The sequence below is a fragment of the Telmatobacter sp. DSM 110680 genome, from assembly GCF_039994875.1.
Classification (GTDB): Bacteria; Acidobacteriota; Terriglobia; order Terriglobales; family Acidobacteriaceae; genus Telmatobacter.
Map to the genome: position 1 here is coordinate 3,722,866 of NZ_CP121196.1, position 22,394 is coordinate 3,745,259.

Here is a 22,394-nt window from a genome sequence, read left to right on the forward strand (position 1 = left end):
CCAAATCTATTCGTTCTTATTCAGAGCCAGACCAGTCCGTCGACGAATCATGTTCTGCTCTCACGCGGATTTCGATTGTCTTGAGAGCAACGCCCATTCCGCCAAAGATCAATGCAATCGAAATGGCATCGACCTCTCCGAGGAATCTCTCGCCATGAGCGAATATCCTGAGCACCCACGTGCCGATCAAAAACACCAGGCCGGTAAGCGTCATCAGGATCGCCGCAGAACTGCACAGCAGCAGAAGAATATTTGGTGCGTATCGCGCCGAGGCGTTCATCTGAGACCTCCTGAGGGATTGGAGTGCCTCTACGCTACACCCGCGTTTATCAATTCCGATGACGCTCTGGTAATCGGGCCATTACGATTTGCGTCTTTCAATCGCGACCAAAGTCATCTAAACAACGTGGAATTGTCCGAAGTCTTTTCTAAAGCCAGTCAATCCTGAAAATAGAAGTTTCAACGGCACTGATTCTCCGCCTAATTCCCGCTCGTATCCTTCAGTACTGCCACCGCCGCATTCCTCCCGTTGATCCCGATCACGCTTCCTCCCGGATGGGTGCAAGCCCCGCAAAGGTACAGCCCCGTCATCGGTGTCCGCGCGCTCAAACGGTTCGACCACATGTACTGCGGCAGGCACTCTCCCTGAAAAATATGTCCACCCGTCAGTCCCACCTTCTGCTCAATATCCGGCGGACCCAGCACCTGCGCATCAATGACCGCCGAATCCGACCCACCATCGCCGATATTGCTGCAGAACCGCGCCAGCGACTTCATTGCTAACGCGCGCACCTCTTCGCGCCGCTCATCCCAGCTGCCCTTCGCAAATTTGTACGGCACATATTGGGCAAACACGCTCATCGTATGCGTTCCATGCGGAACCACTGACGCATCGTGCACGCTCTGAAAATAAAGCTCGCACCACAAATGCTCCGGCAACTCCCCGCGCTTCGCCGCCGCAAACCCAGCCTTCCACTCATCCTTTGTCAGCGGAGCATTGATCTGCCCATAGTGATGCGCCTCGTTCGTTCCCGGCCGCGCCGTGAAGTTCGGCAACTCCTTCAGGTGCACATTCAACTTCACTGTGCATCCCTCAATCGGCACATCCTCAACGCGCTTTCGCCAGCCCGCATCCGCCGCGCTGCCCAGCATTGTCAGGGTTCGTCGCGGATCCGCATTCGAAATCACCACCTTCGCAGCGATCCGCTCGCCGCTTTCCAGTACCACGCCCTCGCGTGGCAATATCTGCGCCACGGGCACGCCCGACACCACAGTGGCACCCGCCTCACGTGCTGCGTCGCAAAAATAGAACGACACCATCCCCATGCCGCCCTTCACATAGCCCCACATCCCCGGCATCCCGCCCAGCCGCCCCGACGAATGATGAAATCGAATCGATGCCGTCCCCGGATCAAACGGGCTCGCATTCGTCCCGATCACGCCCTGGCCCAGCATCGCAACCTGCAACCGCTCGTCGCGCACGTAGTGTTCCACCATCTCCGCCATCGACCAGTCAAACAAAACCGCCTGTGCCTCAGCATCATTTCCGAGCCGGTCCTCAATCTCATCCCGCGTCGGCGCATCTCCAATCCACATATCGCGCGCTGAGCCGCTGCTCCACGTTTCGCCACCGCGTGGACCGGGCCGCAGCGCATCCCTCAGTCGCCGTACCACCGCGCACATCGCGTTCCATCCGTCCACATCTCCGGGTGCCAGTTTGCGCACTTCCTCTTCGCAGCGCGCATCGTCATCCCACAGCTGTACGCTCGTGCCATCGAGGAAGGGAACAAACAGCCCGTTCACTGCCGGCGTCCATGTAAACCCCCGCCTAGGCAGTTCCAGTTCCTCCACGACCAGCGGATGCAGCAGCCCTGCCAGATAAGCGCACGGCGACATCTTCACGCCCGGAAATGGCTCCTCAATCGTGCATGCCCCGCCAACACGCTCGCGGCTTTCAATCACCAGCACGCGTCTGCCCGCCTTCGCTAAATACGCCGCACAAGCCAGCCCGTTATGCCCCGCGCCGACCACGATGACATCCCATGTCTTACTTGCCAGTTCGCGAATCGGCACTGGCAGCCCGATCTCGCCCAATATCGCTGCTGTAGGTGAGCTCATAGAAAGTTAAGTTAACATTCCCATCCCCTGAGAGAACGCCAACGAGGTCGAATTCACACATCCGCATGGTGTGCTCTATGTCACGTCAGCAACTACGCACCGCCTTGCTATCATTGGGACGACCAAAATGAGGCCCGCTACAGGTGTCTCTTACTTGAAGGAGATTTTGAATGCCCGAAGATACAGTCAGCGCAGTGCCAACCAGAATCCTGGTTCCCATAGATTTCAGTTCCTCATCGCACACCGCGCTTGAAGTGGCGACCGAACTCGCCGACAAATTTCATGCCGAAGTTTTCCTCTTGAACGTCGTTCCAGAATCCCCGGTCGTCGCACTGCCCGAGGGAGTTTCTGAGGCCTCCATCGTCGAAGCCGCCAAGAAGCAGGCCGAAGGCCACTTCGCTAAGTCCAAGACCTCCCTGGAAGGCAAGGGAATCACCGTCAAGACCAGTGTCGAAGTTGGATACGACGTTGCCGGGACGATCCTGGAAGCCATCGAAACCAACAAGATCGATCAGGTCATCATCTCCACTCATGGTGTCTCTGGTTGGTACCCCACCGTATTTGGTTCCATCACCGAGAAAGTCATCAAGCTCGCGCCGTGCTCTGTCCTTCTGCTCCGCACGCCCAAGCCGAAGAGCAGTACCAAGGTTAGCTCCAGCCGCCTGATGGAATGGTGGTAGTCAAGTTCGCCGGCCACGCCGGTTGATCTCGCAGCCCTCCCAATATCAAAGCCCGACGCCATCCGCGCCGGGTTTTGGTTTTCTAAAACATCTGATCATTTCAATAACGTTTCGGAAATTTGTCTAATTCGTCGATCGCAGTATTGCCGAGCGACTCAAAGCTCAGATAGTTCTGCATCACCTGGCCGGAAGCTGGGAAGTTCAATGCCCATGCTTGCAACGGCTGTAAAACACTGAGAAGATTCTTCAGCTGGTTCTTTCCGTCTTCAGCCCCAGCATTTCCCCGGAGGTGACCCGTGCGTGGATTCCTGAGCAATTTTCGCCTCGCATTCCGACAGTTGAGTAAGGCGCCGGGATTCTCGGTAGCAGTGGTCCTGATGCTGGGGGCCGGCATTGGTGCAGCGACTGCTATATTTTCGTTGGTCGAGGGTGTGCTTTTACGTCCACTTGCGTTTCAGAATCCGGAACGCCTGGTGGCGCTTGGCGATCACGTAGGCGAAAACACGGGCATCGGCGTCACAGCGCCCGAATTGGTAACCTATGAAAAAGCTGCGACTGCATTCTCGTCTGCCGGCGGCTACACACACGTAACGTATGAACTTGCGAGCGGTGGGACACCGGAAGTGATTCACGCAGCGCGCATGGAGGCGCGCACATTCGAAACACTGGGAGTTGCGCCGATGCTGGGGCGCGCTTTCACTCAACAAGAGGATTCTGCACATGCGCCGATAGCCGTTATCAGCTATGCGATGTGGTTGAACCACTTTCATCGTGATCCTAATGTGCTCGGCACTTCGATTGTGCTTGACCGAAAGACCTACACCATTGTGGGCGTGATGCCGCGCGAGTTTGAGTTCCCGATGGAAACAGGTCGGCTGGGACACGCGCAATTGTGGGTTCCGATGAGCCTGACCGCAGATGAGGTCTCAGAAAGCCACGCAGGCGAATGGCGTTTCAACATGGTCGCGCGTTTAAAAGACGGCGTAACCGTGCAGCAGGCCAGCCAGGACGCTGATCGCGTGGCGCAGCAGATCATGCGTGACTTTCCAGCGAAACTTTCTGCGATTCGCATTCACGGCGCTGCGGCTCCTCTGCGCGAGCAAGTAGTAGAGTCGGCTCGACCGCTGCTGCGCGCACTGTTCTTTACGGTTCTGATTGTCCTGATGATCGCCTGCGTCAATGTGGCCATTCTCATGCTCGTGCGCGCCATCCGGCGTCGTCGGGAATACGCGGTGCGCCTGGCGCTGGGTGCGCGAGCTGGCGCAATGATTCGCGACGCTCTGGCGGAAGGACTTCTGCTGAGCGCGGCTGGCGGCCTGCTCGGTCTCACTGCCGCCGCAGTGGCGTTAAAGTCGGCTCTTGTGCTGTTGCCGGAGTCGCTGCCACGCATTGACGCGATTCACATGGACATTAGGGTTGCGGCCTTCGCTTTACTCCTGGCGGCGGTAACCGGCGCGATCTGCAGTGTAGTGCCGGCATTTGCCGCGATGCGCACCAATCTGCTGGAGAGCCTGCGCGAAAGCGGTCGTACCAGCAGCGGTACGAGTCATGCATGGCTGCGATCCGCGCTCGTGGTCGCAGAGATTGCCATCGCCATGATCCTGCTAACGGTATGTGTGGCCTTTGTGCGCAGTTATCAGAAGATGCTGGCAGTGGATCCGGGATTCCGGCCGGACCACGTACTGGTTGCCGGCTATCAGTTGCCGCTGGAGCAGTATGCCACGGGATCGTCGACGCAGCGATTTGACCGTGAGGTACTCGACCGGCTCGCAGCCAAGCCGGGGATCGTGGCCGTGGGGATGGCCGACGTCCTGCCGGCTTCGGCGTCGGTGCCGATGGCGGATTACACGGTCGAGGGCGTTCCCATGGGTGCCTGGAAGATGGAGTTTGCGCCCTTCTCCGTGAGCAGTGGCGATTATTTCCGCGCGATGGGAATTCCCCTCACAGAAGGCCGATATTTCACACGCGAAGACAAAGCCGGCGCGGCGATGGTTCTTATCGTGAATGAGTCGATGGCCCGGCATGCGTGGCCGGGTCACGATGCCCTGGGCAAGCGTATGCATCTCGGAAATCCGAACAGTGGACTGCCCTGGGCGACAGTAGTGGGTGTGGTGGGTGACACCAAGCGCTCGCGCGACGAACTTGCAGGAGACCAGTACTACCTCCCGACGGAGCAGCCGGCGTCGCTCAATGGCAGCGATGCGCCCGACAAGTTGACCAATGCGGCGGGCGGATACATTGTGCTTCGTTCGGCATTGCCGCCAGAGCAGATGGAGCAGACCCTTCGCGCTGCAGTGGCCGAGGTTGACCCCATGCTGGCGCTCAAGGACGTGCGCCCAATGGTGGATGCGTTGAACAACACCGAAGCGCCCAGGCGGTTCAACACCGGCCTCATCGGAGCGTTCGCCCTGGGTGCGCTGTTGCTGCAGTGTCGGGAATCTATGCCGTCGTGGCTTTCTCGGTCACCTTGCGGGTGCAGGAGATTGCGATCCGCATGGCTGTAGGAGCGGAGCGTGGGAGGATTGCCGGAATGGTGCTGGCCGGCGGCGCGAAGCTGGCATTGCTGGGGTGCAGCCTGGGAGTAGCGGGCTCGATGGCTCTGTCGCAGATCGTGCGCACTTTTCTGTTTGACGTGAGCCCAACTGATCCCGGTTTATATGCAATAAGCGGAGCGGTCATGCTGCTGTTGACCATGGCGGCCTCAGCGTTGCCCGCAGCGCGCGCCGCCGCGACCGAGCCAACCCGTGCGCTCCGTGCCGTCTAGATCCAGCAACCCGGCACGCGTTGCCCGTTCAACCTCACTTCACGCTGATGTCCCCGTCAACATCGACCACCAGCACGTCGCCTTCGATGGCCATCGAGTGCACCTTAAGCCGTTCAAGCGACACCTTGTACCCCGACGTCGCCGTGGACCCTTCCAGCGCCTTGCGCAACAAATCTGCGGCATCCACCTTCATGCTCGATGGCACCTGCCGGCTGAGAAATGGTGTCAGCAGAAAGTTCAACTCCCGCTGGTCGCTCACCTTCATCAACTGTGCGTCGCGGAAGCCGATGGACTCTCCCTCCCCGTACGGCGCGATTGACACCTCCGCTGTTGGCGACAAGGCAATGCCGATGCAGGAACTTCCCATCGACTTACCCATCCGAGCCCGCGTCTTCACCTTCACCACTATCCGGTCCTTCACGAACAGTACCTTCGCATCATCGGCGTAGACCGAGCACGCTGTCCGTTCAGTCCCTTTGAGATAGAAACGCCCGTTCGGCCCGCTGAAGAGCTGTAATTTCAGGGTTCGTTCCAAAGCTTCCCGGCTCACGCGCAACTCCACCGCGCTCGCCTGCAGAGTCCCGGCAATCAGCACAAAAAGGACGCCCACTGCTGGTCCTTTGATTTTGTTCATGCCTTTATGATGACATCAAAAGATGGCAGCGGTCATTTCGCAGAATCAAACCTTGAACTGTTGCAAGCTTGCAAGATTGAATATCTCCAGTAAGTTCTTCTATTTGAGAGATATGGAGGGCGGAATTCTTGGCAATACCGAGAGATGTAAACGCTTAATTTATTGTGCTTTGCTATTGATTTTTGAAGAAAAAATCCTTAAAATAGGACCTATAAAGTTGCTCTAGGGCCGCAAGGATCCCCAGCCATGAGCCCAGGGCCTGTAGGAACGAAACTCCACTCCTTTCTAAGGAAAACAAAACCAAATGGCAAAACGTAGAGGAAATCCGAATTGGGGCAAGCCCGAGCCCATCGGCCCTGTTGTCCCCACCGTGACCTCCTTTGAACAGATCGTCAAGGAGTTCAAGCTGACCCCGGATCAGTACATCCGGTCTACCCGTCTTCGCGAGTGGGCCCGTCGGAACAAAAATTCCAAGTACATTCCTGAGGCGCTCCTTGAAGCCTGGGGCTTTGAGATTGAGTCTACTTTGTAGATTTCCGCATCTCCGGCTGTCAACAAAACGCCGCCTTCGGGCGGCGTTTTTGTTGTCCATTAGTAACGTGCTTTGCCGATACGCTCTCAATCGGCGAGAATGAATCTGTCTCCATGCCTGAAAGCCTTCGCACCTTCGAGCCCCCATTCACCGACGTTCCAGGCGCTATCGCTGAAATCCGCGCCGGGCGCATGGTCGTCGTCGTCGACGACGAAGACCGCGAAAACGAAGGCGACCTCACCCTAGCCGCGGAGCACGTCACTCCTGAAGCCATTAACTTCATGGCCCGCTACGGTCGCGGACTCATCTGCCTTACCCTCACCGAAGAGCGCGCCGACCACCTGCGCCTCTTTCCCATGACCCAGCAGAACTCCTCGCGCTTCGGAACGGCATTCACTGAAACCATCGAAGCCCGCGAAGGCGTCACCACTGGCATATCCGCCGCCGACCGCGCCCATACCATCCGCACCGCCATCGCCCCAGGCGCCACCTCAAACGATCTGGTCCGCCCCGGTCATATCTTTCCCCTGCGTGCTCGCCAGGGAGGCGTGCTGGTTCGCGCTGGCCAAACCGAAGCCTCCGTCGATCTGGCCCGTCTCGCCGGTCTCCAGCCCACCGGTGTCATCTGCGAAATCATGCGGGACGACGGCGAAATGGCACGTATCCCAGACCTCATCCCATTCTGCGCCGAGCACGGCCTCCGCATCCTCACCGTGGCCGAGCTCATCCGCTACCGACTCCGCAACGAGCGTTACATCGTTCGCGCCGGAGAGACCCTCATCCAGACCAAGTATGGCGAATTCCGCATGATCGCCTACGAGAGCGAGGTCAATGGCGGCGAAAGCCACATCGCCCTCGTCCGAGGCGACCTGTGCCCCAGCTGCCCCGCCTGTCATGAAGGTCCCGCGAACATCCCAGGCCACCCCCGTACCGCTCGGCCTCCCTGCGCTCATGCAGTTCTCGTTCGGGTTCACACCCGCTGCACCGCCGGAGACATCTTTGCCGCCGACTGCCACTGTCGCGAAGTCCTCGACAACTCCATGCGCATGATTGCCGAAGAGGGGTGTGGCGCGATTCTTTACCTCCACAACACCTCGCGCGGATTCGACATCGACAAGACCGCCGCTGCAGTCTCTCCGTTTGCTCCAACCGGAACGGCCCTAACGGATGGCGTGTCAGTAGCATCCGCCAACAGCATCCTGCTCCACCAGCAACTCCGCACCCGTGAAGGTTCCCAGGCTCGCACCGGACGCATCCTGCGCGCCATAGGCCTCGGCGGCCAAATCCTCTCCGACCTTGGCATCCGGCGAATCCGCCTCCTCTCCAATACCCCCATGCACATCCCCGCATTGGAGGGCTTCGGCCTCGAAATCGTGGAACAGGTACCCATCCCCGTAGAAGAGTGCACCCGCGCCTAGCCACTTTTCAAAAGTCGCCATTTCCGAATAGTGCGTACTCTAAGGCTGTCATCCCGAGCGAAACCGAGGGATCTGCGGTTGTCTCGGAACGGCAGCCAACGAGCATAATTCTCGCCGCCTTCCACAAAGACAAATGCTCACTTCGCTTTCCGAAAATCATCAATCAATTCTTCTAACGTCGGCCCCGGCACATCTGCCCTCGGCAACATCGGCCGCGAGATCGGAATCGTTCCCATCGGTTTCATCAGCAGCTTCAACACCTCGGAAGCACTGATCTCCTGATACCGGTACCTTCGCCCGCGAACCTGGACGATCCGAGTCTCAGTCTCAACATCGGTATGCCCGATCAGAACAATTGCATCCTGGTGCCAGATCGAATCTCGTTCATAGGTGGTAATCAGTACGCATCTCGTGTTTTCCGTTGAGGCTTTCGCGACTTGTTCCAGCGGCTCAATCGAAACCAGCAGTGGCACGTAACACTCTTCGCATCCGCGCGGCGCACCAGCAAGGAAGAGATAATACGCATGTCGGTAGACCGGCCGATTGCTTTCACCCGCCTTCGGCTCTTGACCTCTGCACTCAATCGACAATAGAAGTAAACATACGCAGCAGAAACGCCAAACGCTCTTCAAGTTGCCCTCCCATGACCGGCCGATGGATACCAGACATAACGAGGAACGCGCGATAAGCCTCGCCTTGCACGAAATTCAGGTTGTCAGCCTAGTCCTGCGATCACCAGGCCTTCGCAACCGAACGGGACGCAAGAATCGTTGCGAGCTTAGTCAGCCGTGGAATATATTCGTTTCCAACCTTTGAAGCGGCCCGCTTGATGTATTCTCCCGATGAAATGTGCCTGAGACTGGCGGAACAATTGGTTTGGAAATCCATCGTTGCGCTCTTCATCGCAGTGCTCGGCGCGGTCGCGAGCTACGCTGAAACTCCCGACACCTCCTATCACCGTCCAGTGGCCGTCGAAACCCTTTCTTATGTGGACGTCCACTACTATCATCGCGGCTCACCGATCTACGTGAAGCTCACGAGACCTTGGGAGGGGCTGGGTTGCTACCTTTTTAACGGCCAGATCCTACAAGGGAGAGTTGAGCTGGCAACCCCGCGCGGCAAAGGCCAAAAGGTATCGCAGCTGGCCATCTCCTTCCCCAATGCGCCATGCGTCAAAAACAAATCCACGATAAATCTGGTAATGGGCGCCGTCGAATGGGACACCGGAGTGACCAGCGCTCCGCACGCTCAGTACCCGGTAGTGAACTACGGCATGTCGCAAACCGGCAGCGTCAAGACTATCCAGGGCAGCTTCAACATGAGCGGCATTCTATTGATGGCTCTGAGCCAGCGGGCGAAAAACCAGATTCCGCTCAAGCCAGGAGACGTGCTGGGCATCGATGGAGTGACTCTGGCAATTGGCAAGGGTCCGGAGCGGAGTTCGGTGCTCAAGTCCACTACGCGGGATGTGCATCTGGAAAAAGAATCGTTGCTCTTGCTCGTGCCAGAAAGCGTCGCGTTTCCAAAAGGACAAGAGCCGGAAGAAGCGGGCTTGCTGGAGAGGCCGTCGATCGCGGATTCGGCAGAGCCGGGCTCTCCAGCGTACCTGGACATTCCACTCAAATCGCCAAACCTGCCCCCTCCCGTCGAGTTCCAGCCCTGCGAGCCGCCAGCCTGCGCGGTAGACCTGCCGTCGGGCGAAGGCGCAACGCAGGGGGCGCCGTCGAGATCGATCGGAATTCGCGAATTGGGCTACGCCCCGCGACCGCAACAGCAGTTGGAAGATCTGAATGACGAAGTCGCACTGGCATGGCTGGGATCGAAACAGCTTCTCGTAGCTTTTAATCCCCACGCGCTGATTGAGCGCGACAGGCAACCGTCAACCGGCGCAGCGGTAAGACGAATTCATGCAGTTTTGCTCGATCCGGAGACAAGCAAAGTGTTGAGCAGTGCGGACTGGTTCCTTCCAGATGCAGGCGAATTCATGTGGCAACTTTCAGGCGGCCGCGCTTTAGTCCACGTAGCCAACGAGCTTCGAGTCTACAGCGAAGGAATGCAGATCGAGCGCCAGATTCCATTGGACGGACCGCTGGAGTTTGTTCGTCTTTCACCGAACGGGGAACTGATAGCAATCGCAATTTTGCGGGAGACACACTCCCCGGAACAGCATGCCAACCTGCGCGAAAGCCTTGGTTTGGAGCCGCCGGAGAATGTGGAGATTCGCGTGCTCGACAAGGACTTCAAGACAGTAGCGCAGGCCACGACTTCCTCAAAACTGATGCCTCCGGCGTTGCTGAACGAAGGGCAGGTTCAGTTGCTGGCAAAGCCGAACAAGCAGTATCGGCTTACACTGGCGCAGTCGACCGGCGACACAACGACAATTGCGCGTTTTCCTTCGGCCTGCATTCCTGAAGTCTCGAGCTTCGCCCCGGACTTGCTCCTTGTTGGTACTTGCGAAATCAGTTCAGGCGTGCACGAGTATCGCGTGCTGCGAGCCGACGGCAAGATTGTTTTGCGCGGACGGACTGATCCGCAGACGATGAGTCAATCAGCGCAGGGCAACGGAAAGTACTTTGCCGTGAAGACTCTCCACTCCACCCAGGTGATGGTGCATGGCTCGGTCTTTCACGGATCGGATCTCGATTACGAAGAGGTGCGTGTCTTTCAGTCCGGCGACGGACGGCGGTTGATGTCTGTGCGGTTGCAAGCCCCGCCGACAAGCCATGGGGCATACGCACTTTCCCCGGATGGCACGCAACTCGCTGTGATTGCAGAGGCGAAAGTGAACCTGTTTGCCGTACCGGTGCGCTAATCCTGCCTCTCAATTTTGCGCAGCGGCCCGGAAGGATTGAGCCGAGTTCTACTCAATTCTCACGAGCGTCTACGGGCGAATCCCGTTTTTCCATGAAGATGTTTTGACGCCGTCGATCCAGGACGCGGCAGAGAACAGCGCTCTATCTCATCACTCGTAGCGCAGCGCAACCATCGGATTCACCTTGGTCGCTCTCCGAGCTGGAACAAAGATCGCCAGCAATGCCGCTATCATCAGCAGCACTGCGGCCCCGCCCAGCGCAACCGGATCCCATGCCCGCACCGAAAACAGCAGGCCGCTCATCAACCGCGTGAGGAACACAGCCATCACCAATCCCAGGGCCAATCCAGCAACGATCGTTGCCATCCCGCTTCGAATCAGCATTCCCAGCACGTCGCCGCGATCGGCGCCCAGGGCCATCCGCAAACCAATCTCCGCGTGTCGCTGCGCAACACCATACGACGTGACCCCATATATTCCAACCGAAGCCAGCAGCAAAGCCAAACCCGCGAAGACCGCCAGCAATATCAATGCCAGGCGTCGACGCTCGAGCGAATCACCCATCACCTCAGTCATCGAACTCACGTGATAAACGGGTAAGTCCGGATCAATCGAGGCGACTTCGCGCTGAATAGTAGGCACCAGGTTCATTGGATTTCCTGCAACCTGCACTGCCAGCGTCATAGCGCCACTCGGTCGCTGATTCTCGGGCCAATACACCTCGACACGAGAACGCGCTTCCAGCGTTCGATTATGCACATGCCTCACAACTCCGACGACTGTTGCCCACGGCGCAGTTGAACCACGACCACCCGAATGCAGCCGTTTCCCAACCGGATCCTGATTGGGCCAGTAGGCTTGTGCCAGGCTCTCGTCCACGATTGCAACCGGCGCCGCGGTGTCGGAATCGTGAGCCTCGAATGTGCGCCCGCGAACTAGCGAAATTCCCATCGCCTTGAAATAGTCCGGCGTCACGACTCGCTGATCGGCCTCGGGAGTCGTATCCTCCAGCCGCACGGATTGGGAGTCGATTGTAGTGGTGCCGGAACCACCCTGCCCGCTCAATGGCAAAGCGGAAACTGCACCCGCCGCCTGTACCCCGGGCAATCTCTGCACTCTATCCAAAAGGTTCGTATAAAAAGCGCGCACCTGTGCCGGCTTGCTGTAAACCGAGTCCGGCAATGCGATCCGCATTGTGAGCACTCCATCGGGACGGAATCCCGGATCCACCTTGAGAATCTCGGCGAAGCTTCGCAGCAGGAGTCCCGCTCCGGCGACCAGGAGCAGAGAAAACGCCGTCTCACAAATTACCAGTGCACTCCGCAGCCGCTTGGGTCGCTTGCCCTCTGTGCTTCTCCCACCTTTCAGTCCTTCGAATCCGCGCTTGCGGCCCGCATGCAATGCCGGAGCCAGTCCAAACAGAATTCCGGTGGCAAGCGAGATAGCCGCCGTCAGAATCAGCGCGCGCCCGTCGATCGCAGTATGCACGGCACGGGGCAGAGACTTGGCTGCAATCCCAACCAGCCCGTGCAGTATCCACGGCGTAAGCGCCACTCCTATCAGGCCGCCTGTAAAAGCCAGAACCACACTCTCCGTCAGAAGTTGGCGCACCAGGCGCGCTCCACTCGCGCCCAGTGCCATGCGCGTTTCCATCTCCTGTTGCCGCTCCGTCGATCGCACCAGTAGAAGATTCGCAATATTCGCGCAAGCGATCAGCAGCACCAGTCCTACGGCCGCCATCAACACGATCAACGACGGCTTGACGTCACCTACTGTCTCTTCGAGTAGCGGGTGAAGAATGACTCCGAAGTTGAATTTCGTATACGGATAAGATCCGTGTTCTTCGATCATCGTCCTGCCCACACGATCCATATCCGACTGCACCTGGGCAAGCGAGAGTCCGGGCTTCATGCGGCCCAGTACTTCAAGTCCGTGACCGCCTCGGCTGCTTTCGCTAAGGTCGTCCGGCGAAAAGGCGAGCGGCCCCCAGATCTCCGCATCATCTGGATAGCTAAATCCAGATGGCATCACTCCTACCACCGACATTGGAACGCCATCGATATCGATGGTGCTTCCAATTACGTGCGTGTTCCCGCCAAACACCCGCCGCCACAAGCCGTAACTGAGCACGACCTCGTGGTCGCGTCCCGGCTGTGCCTCTTCCGGCAGGAAGGTTCGACCCAGCAGTGTCTGCGCTCCCAGCATCGGAAACAGGTTAGGCGAAACCGAGGCTCCCACCACCCGCTGCGGACTTCCTTTGACGCCGAGGTTAATCGAACCTGACCCGATGGCAGCAAGGTCGCTGAAACTTTTGTTCAACTGCTGGAAGTCACGGAACTCGGGAGCCGAAACCCAATTCTGGTCATTGGGCGCGCCGATCCCCGTAAAACGCGTCCATACCTTGATGAGGCGATCTGGATCGCTATATGGCAAAGGTCTCAGCAGCACTGCATCGAGCACACTGAAAATTGCTGCATTGGCACCGATGCCCAGTGCCATGGTCAGCACGACGACTGCCGTAAACCCTGGCTTCTTTGCCATCTGTCGAATAGCGAATCGCAGATCCTGCATGAGAATGCCCATTGCCTGCCTCCAGCACTTATGCGAATAGGGAATCGTGACTAACTAAGAGACAAAAGAATCGATAGCGGGGAACCCAACAAAAGCGAAAGCAACTGGCCAGCCAGAGAATCTGCGACCAATCCATTGATACTACGTCTTCATCGGCCTGAGGGTTCCACTCGTCACTGTTCGTATTTCGTTGGCGCCCGAAAATAAACAGCCAGGGTCGCTTTCGAAGTTACGATCCCCAACACACTTCCGCTTCCGCCATGTACGATTCTCAAGCCAGGAACTTAAAGCGAGGATGAGATGCGAATTTCATCCACCGGGTCGAACACGAGGATCGTATATGAGGATGAATACACACCGTACTGGGCTATGCCATTTTCTGTTGCTTGCCGCAACAGCCGCACTCGCTGCAACCGTCTCCGCGCAGCAAACACCTCCGGTGAAACTCGATCCCTCCACAATGCCAAAACTTGGCGCGGTCGACCCGCGCTATCTCTCGTACAACATTGAAATGGTCGAAGTCACCGGCGGCCGCTTCTGGAAGCCCTATAACTCCGCGCCCCCGAGCGATGCGCAAAAATCTCTCACCCCCGGCGACCCCAATCAGCCGGTCGGGCTGGATCCAAACATGTTTCAATATCGACCGCCAATAGATTTAAGTAATGCCCGTCTCCGCAAACTGGCGGAGTCTCTCGGTCCGTCTTACGTCCGGGTCAGCGGCACATGGGCCAACAGCACATACTTTCAGGACGATGATCAATCCGCAGCAGCGCAACCGCCAGCGGGCTTCAAGACCGTGCTTACTCGCGCTGAGTGGAAAGGCGTCATCGATTTTGCGCGCGCTGCCAACGCATACATCGTAACCTCCGTCGCCATCAGCGATGGAACCAGGAATGACCGCGGCGAATGGATCCCCGATCAGGCCAAAGCGTTCTTCCAATACACAAAGCGCGCCGGCGGCACCATCGCGGCAACCGAATTCATGAACGAGCCCACGATCCCCGGTCCCGGTGGCGCTCCCAAAGGCTACGACGCTACCGCCTTCGGCCGCGAAGCCAAAGCCTTCGAAGCATTCCTGCGCAAGCAGTCGCCCGGCACCCTCTACCTCGGCCCAGGCAGCGTCGGAGAAGGTATCTCCCTCGGACCTCCCGGAATGGCGATGCAGTTCACTTTGCTCAAATCTGAGGACCTGCTCAAAGCCACTGGCCCGATCTTCGATGCCTTCTCCTATCACTTCTACGGCACCGTCTCTCGTCGCTGCGGTGGCAAAGAAAGCATCGACGACGTGCTCTCCGCAGACTGGCTCGATCGCACCAATACCGTCGAGACGTTCTATGCGAATGTACGCGACAAATATCTACCCGGAAAGCCCATGTGGCTCAATGAAACAGGAGAAGCCGCCTGCGGAGGCGATCCATTCGCTGGCCAGTTCGCCGACACCTTCCGTTTTCTCAATCAGCTCGGTACCCTCGCGCAGAAGGGCGTTAAGGTCGTTATGCAGAATACGCTCGCGGCCAGCGATTACAGTCTCATCACCACAGATACCCTCCAGCCCAAGCCAAACTATTGGGCGGCCGTCCTCTGGAAACAAACCATGGGCACAACGGTGCTCGATCCTCACGCGCCATCCGGCAGTCCTCTAAGGATCTATGCTCAATGCGCCAAGAATGCGAAAGGCGGCGTCACGCTGCTAGCCATCAACACCGATAAGATCGAACAACACTCCATCGCGCTTCCTGCCGCCGCTGAACGCTACACTCTCACCGCGTCCGGCCTCGAAAGCGCAACTGTCTCTCTCAATGGAACGACGCTGCAGGCCGCTTCAGACGGCACCCTCCCACCCCTGAACGCACAAAACATCGACGCTGGCAATATTTCGTTTCCACCCGAAAGCCTTACGTTCCTCATTGTTCCTTCCGCGCAAAACAAGAGCTGCATGACCGTAGATCGTTCTCGTTAGGCTCTGAAGGCCCTCGCCCAGCGCGGCGAGGGCAAGGCTAGCGTGAAGCGCGCAAACCGGAGCGCCGCAGCAACCATTCGCATGCGCGCGTGAGACGAAGCACGCTGATGAGCTTGATGTGCCGATGGTTCTTATTCTGGGATCGTGCCGGCCGGGGCGCGCAAATAACTCAATAAAACTGTGGGGTGTACAGGCTTGGCCAGGATGTCAAACGCATGACCCTGTGCGATGGCAGCATCCAGCAGCGGGGAAGTGTCGTTGTTTCCAGAGATGAGCAGGATTCGGCAGTTGGGCAGCAGTCGATGAATCGCAATTGCGGCGTCGATTCCGTTCATGCCATTCATCACCACATCGGTTACGAGATAGTCAAAGGCGGTTTGCATGGCGAGGTCAACGCCATGCGTGGCGCTGTGGGCGGCGATGGCTTCGAAGCCGCTGATGTTGAGCACCATCGCGAGAGTATCCGCGTGGGTAGGCTCATCATCGATGACCAGGACTTTGGGCCTTTTGGTTTCCATAAACTCAGCGAGGTTGAAGGTAGCCAATCAAAACGAAAGCGATCCTAGCATGTCTATTTCCGCGCGCGGTGTCGGGTGTCGTACATAAACAAGGTTCGCCTTTGACCATAACGCAAGTGGGGAGTACAAGGGTCGCCGCGATCGAGTTCGTCGCCGATTCGAGTCGCGGTCGGCCTCACGTTCGGCGCACAGGGTATACCATCGGTTCGTAGAATTTTGGCGATGTCGGTTAGGGATTGCGGCAATCGTTGGCGCTTCCCATACGACTATTCGAAGTTGATGAACCGTGCTACTTAGCTGCTACATTTAAGAACGAGCCAGTTTTGTAGATCGTTGCTTTGCGTTTTGATCCGCTTTGATGGAGATGCTAAATTTGGTCACAGCCAGTGGCGACAGTTATCACTGATGAGATCCAGGCTTGAACTCAGAATGGCGCATCTTGTCCGCCTTTTCTTCACACAGCATAACGTCACCGATCTTGCCGGCAAAACCAAGGCATACTCACAGCTCATTCTGAGGTTAACAGGAGGTCAAGGAATGACATCTAAAACAGAAACTCAATCGTGGCTGTTCAGGCTTATCGTGGGGCTGACTGCACTCGCAGTTGCTCAGCCGCTTTTCTCCCAAAAGATCGTCATTTTCGATTATCCAAATTCCTCAGACACGCATCCGACGGCCCTGAATTTCAAGGGCGAAATCACCGGATATTATCTTGCCTCATCTACGTACCATGGCTTTCTACGGCGTCCCGACGGCTCGTTCACATCGTTCGATGTTCCCCTGCCGGCCGGTGGATTCCCGTCCAATGCCATTCCGATGGATATAAATGACCTCGGCCAAATCACCGGATTCTATGCATTCGAAGTTCAACTACGTAGCTTCCTGCGCCAGCCGGACGGAACAATTGTGCAATTCGAGCCTCCATTGTCCGCACCGTCCCGAGTTACAGCTCAGCTGCAATCTAATTCATACGACAAGCCAATCTGCGGAGGGGAGGACTGGTGGCTGTCAGTCGCTATGAATGACGCGGGGCAAGTCGTTGGGAGCGGTCCTGTCAGCACTGCCGTCGCTTCTGGGTTCATCCGAGCACGGGACGGATCGATCAAATACTTTGACGCCGCGCCTCCGTCGCTAGGTCAGCAAACCTGTCCACAAGCCATTAATGTTTGGGGCCAAATCGTCGGATATGACAACACCTTCAGTGCTTTCCTCCGCGAACGAGACGGAAGAATTACACAATTCACTCTGTCCGATGCCAGCGAAACAATCCCAACTGCGATCAACTTTTTTGGAGAAGTTACAGGCTTCTACCAGGACAACACTGGTTTTCACGGGTTTATTCGCCACCCAAATGGAGTCACCATCTCATTCGATCCGGCAGGTTCTAACGCTACAGAACCTACGGCAATGAATGCTCTTGGAGAAATCACAGGCTTCTACAGTGGAATGGATGGCATAGCCCATAGCTTTCTGCGCAAACGAAACGGAACCATCATCAGCTTCGACGTGCAGAATTCTCATGGCACGTTCGCGCGATCCATCAGCCTGGCAGGAGCGATCACTGGAGAGTACTTCGACGGAGCCTCTTATCACGGGTTTATTCGCAAGCCTTGAACTGAGGCACTGAGGAAAGCGACGCTGATCGGGCTGCCCCGGCTGGCGACTAGTCTGTGTCAGGCGTCAGCGAGGAATTGACCGCCGCTTAACGCTGCATTTGTTCCTAGTTACACAGTTCCAAGTTGAAGGACCAAGGGTTCGCAAACTTTTCTCTGCCCCTTCGTTGTCTGCCTGCGGTATGCTGCCTGAACAGTGTTGCCGGATTTCCTCTGCGCAACCTTCACCGGAGCCCTGACATGCAGACACCGGCCATGCCCGCCAACGAGTCCAGCAGAATCGCCGCCCTTCATGCCCTCAACATTCTTGATACTGCTCCCGAAGAGCGCTATGACCGACTCACACGGCTCGCGAAGCGTGTGTTCAATGTGCCGTATTCCACCATAAGCATGATCGACGACCAGCGCCAGTGGTTCAAATCCATCCAGGGGCTTAGCCTCTGTCAGACTTCGCGGGACATCTCTTTTTGCGCCCACGCCATCCTGTTTGACGAGATTCTTTACGTTGAAAACGCCCTCAAGGATGATCGCTTCCACGACAATCCCGTGGTCGTCGGAGATCCAAAAATCCGCTTCTATGCAGGCTGCTCGCTGAACGTGAATGGCTTCAAGATGGGAACCTTCTGTGTCTTCGATAAAAAGCCCCGGGCATTCTCGGCAGAAGATCGACAGCTGCTTAAAGACCTTGCATGCCTGGCGGAAAGGGAACTGGCGTCGCCCGAACCAGCGATAGCCAGTTGATTGTGAAGACTGAGCTTCCGCGAAAACCAATCAAACCTGACGCGGACTAAAAGGGCCGCCCATTCGGCGGCCCCAATTCTTTAGTAGTTAAAAGTGCTCACCACCCCAGTACGTACGCAAACACCAACGGCGCCACGATGGATGCATCACTTTCAATAATGAATTTTGGAGTATTCTCGCCAAGCTTGCCCCACGTGATCTTCTCGTTTGGCACCGCCCCCGAATAGGAGCCATAGCTCGTCGTCGAGTCTGAAATCTGGCAGAAGTAAGCCCACAGCGGAACATGCTCGCGTTGCAAATCCTGGTGCAGCATCGGCACTACGCAAATAGGAAAGTCGCCCGCAATGCCGCCGCCAATCTGGAAAAACCCCAGTGGCGTCTTGCCCGTCGTGTTGGTATACCACTCTGCTAGCTCCATCATGTATTCAATCCCAGTTCGAACGGTGTGCACTTTCCGCACGTCGCCCGAGATACAGTGACCCGCATACATGTTGCCGAGTGTTGCGTCTTCCCAGCCCGGCACAAACATCGGCAGATTCTTTTCCGCCGCCGCCAACAGCCAGCTGTCCTTCGGATCGATTTGATACGAAGCTTTCAAATCGCCTGAGAGCAAAATCTTGTACATGAATTCGTGCGGGAAAAGTCTCTCCCCAGCCTTATCCGCGCGCACCCATTCCTTTAAAACTTCGTTTTCAATCCGTCGCATCGCCTCCATCTCGGGAATGCACGTATCCGTCACCCGATTCATATGGCGATTCAGAAGGGCAGCCTCGTCGGCCGGCGTCAGGTCCCGGTAGTGGGGAACCCGCTCGTAGAAATCGTGCGCAACGAGATTAAAAACATCCTCCTCGAGATTTGCGCCTGTGCAGCAAATTCCATGGACCTTATCCTGCCGTATCATCTCTGCCAGCGACAGCCCAAGTTCAGCAGTGCTCATCGCTCCCGCGATAGTCATGAACATCTTTCCGCCCGCAGACAGGTGCGCGTTGTATGCTTCCGCTGCATCAACCAGCGCTGCGGAATTGAAGTGCCGATAGTGGTGCTTGATAAACGTAGTAATTGCGGACATATTCCTTCTTCTTGCTCCCGTTCCTTACGCTAACACAGCAAAATCAGCCGCAGATGAGCGCAGTTTGGCACGCCGGAAGCGCACTTCCAGTCGCGGACACCCTTGCTTGTGCAGTATTTGGATGGAATTGGGGCAGACCCGATGCGGGCCTCTTAGGCAGACTCAAAAAGAGTCAATCGACACTCGAAAGTAAAACTTAAGAAGAAGTTTTGGCGCGAAATTCGAGAGTTATCTCGAATCTCGCGCTAGCACTCCACCCCATCCCAAGTGCGAGAACTTTCGGACGCAAAGGCGTGCAAAGAGCATCCGAGTGCGAATCTTTTCCGGTGAAACTAGGTGACGTTCGTGGTGAGTGTGGTGGAAACATTGGAAAACGCGTTGTTGATGCCGGTTGCTAGGTAGCCCATGCCGGTGATAGCGCCGAAAGCGATCAAAGCGACGACCAAGGCGTATTCCACAAGGTCTTGGCCTTCTTCGTGATCAAGAAGGTTACGAACATACAGATACAAGTTGGTGCTCATTGCGTGCATTTTTCCTCCAGAGGGGTATCGAATGTGTCGTTATTCTGCACATTCAGAGTGCAATATGCAATGAAATACGACAAAAGTGTATCGAACGATGGTAACGGCTTTTACACCAAAAGTGCCTATTTCATTGAGGATTCTAGGTACCGCATTCTTGAACTTTCGTTCCGTTTTCAGTAAGAGATGGTGATTACCTTCACGCGAATAGATTCAGATTTGCGACGATAAATAAGGGACTTATCGATCTAAATCGTCAGAAACCACCCCCGGATAGGCGTTCTGCGCGATGTCACGCTCAGCATCAACTATGCTCTCCGAGCGTCCCATGTCGCGCCAGTAGTACCCATCGGCAGGGAAGCCTGCTATTGGCTTGTTTCCCGCCGCCAAGCGAAGGTAGACCGGGATAATTGAGAAGATTCCTTGCTCCTCGACGGAGGAAAAAATACGTGGCGAGAGGATGTGTATCCCTGCAAAAGCCCGAGCTTGAGGCTTTTCGACCTCTCGCACCAATTCGGGCACGCCGTCGACGCCTTTTCGCCGGCCACAGAGTTCGCCATTCTGATCAAAAAGAAGGTAGCGTGAAGTGTACCGATCTTGAACTGCGAGGGTGGCAAGGGCGTTGCGCTCTCGGTGAAAAACCAGCATCTTGCTGAAATCGATCGTGCTCAGTACATCAACGTTGTGCACAAGAAACGGCTCGTCCAATCCAACAAAGAAATGTGCGGCGTGCTTGATGCCGCCGCCCGTATCCAGCAGAACATGCTCATAGGAAAGTTCAATGTGCATGCCGAAGTTCTGATGCGCGCGCAAATACTCGACGACCATATCGGCAAAGTAATGAGTGTTGATAATGACTTCGGAAATGCCGAATGACCGGAGCCGGGTCAGAGTGATTTCCAATAGCGTCCGGCCGCCCACTTCCACCAGGGCCTTCGGACGATAATCGGTAAGTGGACGCAGCCGGGTGCCCAATCCAGCGGCCAGCACCATCGCCTTCACAAGGCTACCTTCTCGGGGAAATTCTTTTCGAGTTCAATGTGGCGCAAGACCACTTCAATTCCATCAATTGAGCGCAAGTGCCGGGCGAGTTGTTCAGCCAGGAATACCGACCGATGCTGGCCGCCGGTGCACCCAAAAGAAACCATGAGGTTGGCGAACCCGCGACGCTGGTAAGCAGTGACGGAGGAATCAACCAGCGACTGCGCTCTTTCGAAATACTGATGAACGCTCTCCTCTTGATTGAGGTAATCGATGACCGGATTATCTATCCCTGTAAGCATCTTGAATCGTTCTTCGCGCCCGGGGTTGGGAAGGCTTCGCGCGTCGAATACATATCCACCCCCATTGCCGGACTCGTCTACCGGAATCTGGTGATGGAACGAGAAGCTGAAGATGCGAACGGTGAGGCTTTTTGAATGTGGCGCAAGTTGTTGAAGCTTGTCCGATGAAAGCATGCCCTGAAAAGCATCCATCAATGCAGGAAGCGCTACTGGAAGTTTGATATTGTGAGCCAGCCAGCGAAGATTCTTCAACGCGTAGGGCACGCTCTGAAGAAAATGAGGTTTACGTTCGTAAAACCCTCTGAAACCGTAAGCCCCAAGAGCCTGCATGATGCGTACGTACACGTAGGCGTAGTAGTACTCCATGAATGCGCCGCGATCGACTGGAATAAATTTAGAAAGGCAATCGAGATAGTAGTTGAGCAATTCTTCGCGAAGTGTCGGAGGCAAGTCCGCCTTCCCATCGTAGAGAAGGGAAGCAATGTCGTATTGCAGCGCACCCTTGCGCCCCCCCTGGTAATCGAGGAAATAAGGTTGACCGTCGCGCAACATTACATTGCGTGACTGGAAATCACGATACAGAAAGTAGTCATGCGAGGCTGCAAGAAGAAGCTTTGTCAGCCGTGTGAAGTCATTTTCCAGTGCCTGCTCGTTGAACGATACTCCGGAAAGTCGTAGGAAGTAGTACTTGAAATAATTTAGATCCCATGCGATGGACTGGCGGTCAAAGCTCGAGCGCGGATAGCAAACTTTGTAATTGAGATCGCGTCCAGCCTCCACTTGAAATCGGGGCAAAGTAGCGACGACCTGCCGATATGCATCCACCGCTTTCGGCGCAATATCATCAGGAGAACGATTGGCGCTCAGAAATTCAAAGAGCGTCATATCGCCTAAATCTTCCTCGATGTACGAATCGTGCGCCAGATCTTCGGCGTAAATCTCTGGGACTGGCAATCCGCGCCTACGGAAGTGGCGTGAAAATTCCACAAAAGCCACATTCTCCTCGCGAACCGGGTACACAATTCCAATGGCGCTTTTTCCAGATCCAGAAAGTCGCACGATGGTGCGCCCTGATCCTCCCAATTGCCCCTGCAGGGCCTTAACGTCGCTTGCGGGAATATGGAAGTATTGCTCGAAGAGATGTTTGAGAACGTCCATCA

At 56.4% G+C, this 22,394-nt stretch carries 19 protein-coding genes; 9 read left to right on the top strand and 10 right to left on the bottom strand.

All coding sequences use genetic code 11. The annotated features are described in order from the left end of the window. Positions 1 to 16 precede the first annotated feature (16 nt). Both P8935_RS15245 and P8935_RS15250 read right to left on the bottom strand, forming a co-directional pair. Positions 17 to 280 carry a hypothetical protein gene (locus P8935_RS15245; RefSeq protein ID WP_348261155.1) on the bottom strand — a complete coding sequence of 88 codons (264 nt, stop codon included), beginning with the start codon at positions 278 to 280 and terminating at the stop codon, positions 17 to 19. A 200-nt stretch (positions 281 to 480) separates the two neighbouring features. Next, positions 481 to 2,118, bottom strand: a complete 1,638-nt coding sequence (locus tag P8935_RS15250; protein WP_348261156.1) for an NAD(P)/FAD-dependent oxidoreductase — start codon at positions 2,116 to 2,118, stop codon at positions 481 to 483. A 170-nt stretch (positions 2,119 to 2,288) separates the two neighbouring features. Between P8935_RS15250 and P8935_RS15255 the strand changes: the two genes are divergently transcribed. The 3 genes from P8935_RS15255 (at position 2,289) to P8935_RS15265 (ending at position 5,562) form a co-directional block, all read left to right on the top strand. Next, positions 2,289 to 2,798 (top strand): universal stress protein, encoded by a 510-nt coding sequence (locus P8935_RS15255; protein WP_348261157.1) that lies wholly within the window; start codon positions 2,289 to 2,291, stop codon positions 2,796 to 2,798. Positions 2,799 to 3,094: 296 nt separating this feature from the next. Beyond that, positions 3,095 to 5,302: an ADOP family duplicated permease gene (locus P8935_RS15260; RefSeq protein ID WP_348261158.1), complete on the top strand. Its 2,208-nt coding sequence runs from the start codon at positions 3,095 to 3,097 to the stop codon at positions 5,300 to 5,302. Continuing rightward, on the top strand, positions 5,272 to 5,562 hold the full coding sequence (locus tag P8935_RS15265) for an FtsX-like permease family protein (RefSeq protein ID WP_348265341.1): 291 nt from the start codon (positions 5,272 to 5,274) through the stop codon (positions 5,560 to 5,562). Before P8935_RS15260 ends, P8935_RS15265 begins: the two co-directional genes overlap by 31 nt. A gap of 34 nt (positions 5,563 to 5,596) precedes the next feature. Here the strand turns inward: P8935_RS15265 and P8935_RS15270 are convergent, their stop codons facing one another. Further along, positions 5,597 to 6,196, bottom strand: a complete 600-nt coding sequence (locus P8935_RS15270; protein WP_348261159.1) for a hypothetical protein — start codon at positions 6,194 to 6,196, stop codon at positions 5,597 to 5,599. A gap of 304 nt (positions 6,197 to 6,500) precedes the next feature. Here P8935_RS15270 and P8935_RS15275 point away from each other — a divergent pair, with 304 nt between their 5' ends. Next, positions 6,501 to 6,728 (top strand): hypothetical protein, encoded by a 228-nt coding sequence (locus P8935_RS15275; RefSeq protein WP_026447189.1) that lies wholly within the window; start codon positions 6,501 to 6,503, stop codon positions 6,726 to 6,728. A gap of 113 nt (positions 6,729 to 6,841) precedes the next feature. Beyond that, positions 6,842 to 8,146: a 3,4-dihydroxy-2-butanone-4-phosphate synthase gene (gene ribB, locus P8935_RS15280; RefSeq protein WP_348261160.1), complete on the top strand. Its 1,305-nt coding sequence runs from the start codon at positions 6,842 to 6,844 to the stop codon at positions 8,144 to 8,146. A gap of 137 nt (positions 8,147 to 8,283) precedes the next feature. Here ribB and P8935_RS15285 read toward each other — a convergent pair whose 3' ends face one another. Then, positions 8,284 to 8,619, bottom strand: a complete 336-nt coding sequence (locus tag P8935_RS15285) for a hypothetical protein (RefSeq protein ID WP_348261161.1) — start codon at positions 8,617 to 8,619, stop codon at positions 8,284 to 8,286. Positions 8,620 to 9,017: 398 nt separating this feature from the next. Between P8935_RS15285 and P8935_RS15290 the strand changes: the two genes are divergently transcribed. Then, complete coding sequence (locus P8935_RS15290) at positions 9,018 to 10,958, top strand: hypothetical protein (RefSeq protein WP_348261162.1); 1,941 nt, start codon at positions 9,018 to 9,020, stop codon at positions 10,956 to 10,958. A 150-nt stretch (positions 10,959 to 11,108) separates the two neighbouring features. On the opposite strand, the gene P8935_RS15295 is transcribed toward P8935_RS15290, so the two are convergent. After that, positions 11,109 to 13,541 carry an ABC transporter permease gene (locus P8935_RS15295; protein ID WP_348261163.1) on the bottom strand — a complete coding sequence of 811 codons (2,433 nt, stop codon included), beginning with the start codon at positions 13,539 to 13,541 and terminating at the stop codon, positions 11,109 to 11,111. Between the two features lie 328 nt (positions 13,542 to 13,869). On the opposite strand from P8935_RS15295, the gene P8935_RS15300 reads away from it, so the two are divergent. After that, positions 13,870 to 15,489 (top strand): hypothetical protein, encoded by a 1,620-nt coding sequence (locus P8935_RS15300; protein ID WP_348261164.1) that lies wholly within the window; start codon positions 13,870 to 13,872, stop codon positions 15,487 to 15,489. A gap of 131 nt (positions 15,490 to 15,620) precedes the next feature. Here the strand turns inward: P8935_RS15300 and P8935_RS15305 are convergent, their stop codons facing one another. Continuing rightward, a complete protein-coding gene (locus P8935_RS15305) occupies positions 15,621 to 16,007 on the bottom strand; it encodes a response regulator (protein WP_348261165.1) in 387 nt (128 codons plus the stop codon). A 537-nt stretch (positions 16,008 to 16,544) separates the two neighbouring features. On the opposite strand from P8935_RS15305, the gene P8935_RS15310 reads away from it, so the two are divergent. Together P8935_RS15310 and P8935_RS15315 are read left to right on the top strand one after the other, a co-directional pair. Continuing rightward, positions 16,545 to 17,621, top strand: coding sequence for a hypothetical protein (locus tag P8935_RS15310; RefSeq protein WP_348261166.1), 1,077 nt, complete (start codon positions 16,545 to 16,547; stop codon positions 17,619 to 17,621). A gap of 239 nt (positions 17,622 to 17,860) precedes the next feature. Next, a complete protein-coding gene (locus tag P8935_RS15315; RefSeq protein WP_348261167.1) occupies positions 17,861 to 18,361 on the top strand; it encodes a GAF domain-containing protein in 501 nt (166 codons plus the stop codon). 97 nt (positions 18,362 to 18,458) lie between these two features. On the opposite strand, the gene P8935_RS15320 is transcribed toward P8935_RS15315, so the two are convergent. From P8935_RS15320 to P8935_RS15335, 4 genes are all read right to left on the bottom strand, one after another. Beyond that, positions 18,459 to 19,430, bottom strand: a complete 972-nt coding sequence (locus P8935_RS15320; protein ID WP_348261168.1) for a deoxyhypusine synthase family protein — start codon at positions 19,428 to 19,430, stop codon at positions 18,459 to 18,461. 332 nt (positions 19,431 to 19,762) lie between these two features. After that, the gene (locus P8935_RS15325; RefSeq protein WP_348261169.1) at positions 19,763 to 19,951 is read right to left on the bottom strand and encodes a Flp family type IVb pilin; all 189 of its coding nucleotides are present in this window, start codon (positions 19,949 to 19,951) and stop codon (positions 19,763 to 19,765) included. Positions 19,952 to 20,191: 240 nt separating this feature from the next. Continuing rightward, the gene (locus P8935_RS15330) at positions 20,192 to 20,944 is read right to left on the bottom strand and encodes a nucleotidyltransferase family protein (RefSeq protein WP_348265342.1); all 753 of its coding nucleotides are present in this window, start codon (positions 20,942 to 20,944) and stop codon (positions 20,192 to 20,194) included. A 5-nt stretch (positions 20,945 to 20,949) separates the two neighbouring features. Then, positions 20,950 to 22,392 carry an RNase adapter RapZ gene (locus P8935_RS15335; RefSeq protein ID WP_348261170.1) on the bottom strand — a complete coding sequence of 481 codons (1,443 nt, stop codon included), beginning with the start codon at positions 22,390 to 22,392 and terminating at the stop codon, positions 20,950 to 20,952. Positions 22,393 to 22,394: the final 2 nt, after the last annotated feature.

Excerpts from the sequence above, each read along its gene's own strand:
- P8935_RS15245 (WP_348261155.1), bottom strand. The coding sequence starts at position 280 with ATGAACGCCTCGGCGCGATACGCACCAAATATTCTTCTGCTGCTGTGC.
- P8935_RS15250 (WP_348261156.1), bottom strand. The coding sequence starts at position 2,118 with ATGAGCTCACCTACAGCAGCGATATTGGGCGAGATCGGGCTGCCAGTG.
- P8935_RS15255 (WP_348261157.1), top strand. The coding sequence starts at position 2,289 with ATGCCCGAAGATACAGTCAGCGCAGTGCCAACCAGAATCCTGGTTCCC.
- P8935_RS15270 (WP_348261159.1), bottom strand. The coding sequence starts at position 6,196 with ATGAACAAAATCAAAGGACCAGCAGTGGGCGTCCTTTTTGTGCTGATT.
- P8935_RS15275 (WP_026447189.1), top strand. The coding sequence starts at position 6,501 with ATGGCAAAACGTAGAGGAAATCCGAATTGGGGCAAGCCCGAGCCCATC.
- ribB (WP_348261160.1), top strand. The coding sequence starts at position 6,842 with ATGCCTGAAAGCCTTCGCACCTTCGAGCCCCCATTCACCGACGTTCCA.
- P8935_RS15295 (WP_348261163.1), bottom strand. The coding sequence starts at position 13,541 with ATGGGCATTCTCATGCAGGATCTGCGATTCGCTATTCGACAGATGGCA.
- P8935_RS15300 (WP_348261164.1), top strand. The coding sequence starts at position 13,870 with ATGAGGATGAATACACACCGTACTGGGCTATGCCATTTTCTGTTGCTT.
- P8935_RS15305 (WP_348261165.1), bottom strand. The coding sequence starts at position 16,007 with ATGGAAACCAAAAGGCCCAAAGTCCTGGTCATCGATGATGAGCCTACC.
- P8935_RS15310 (WP_348261166.1), top strand. The coding sequence starts at position 16,545 with ATGACATCTAAAACAGAAACTCAATCGTGGCTGTTCAGGCTTATCGTG.
- P8935_RS15315 (WP_348261167.1), top strand. The coding sequence starts at position 17,861 with ATGCAGACACCGGCCATGCCCGCCAACGAGTCCAGCAGAATCGCCGCC.
- P8935_RS15320 (WP_348261168.1), bottom strand. The coding sequence starts at position 19,430 with ATGTCCGCAATTACTACGTTTATCAAGCACCACTATCGGCACTTCAAT.
- P8935_RS15325 (WP_348261169.1), bottom strand. The coding sequence starts at position 19,951 with ATGAGCACCAACTTGTATCTGTATGTTCGTAACCTTCTTGATCACGAA.
- P8935_RS15330 (WP_348265342.1), bottom strand. The coding sequence starts at position 20,944 with ATGGTGCTGGCCGCTGGATTGGGCACCCGGCTGCGTCCACTTACCGAT.
- P8935_RS15335 (WP_348261170.1), bottom strand. The coding sequence starts at position 22,392 with ATGGACGTTCTCAAACATCTCTTCGAGCAATACTTCCATATTCCCGCA.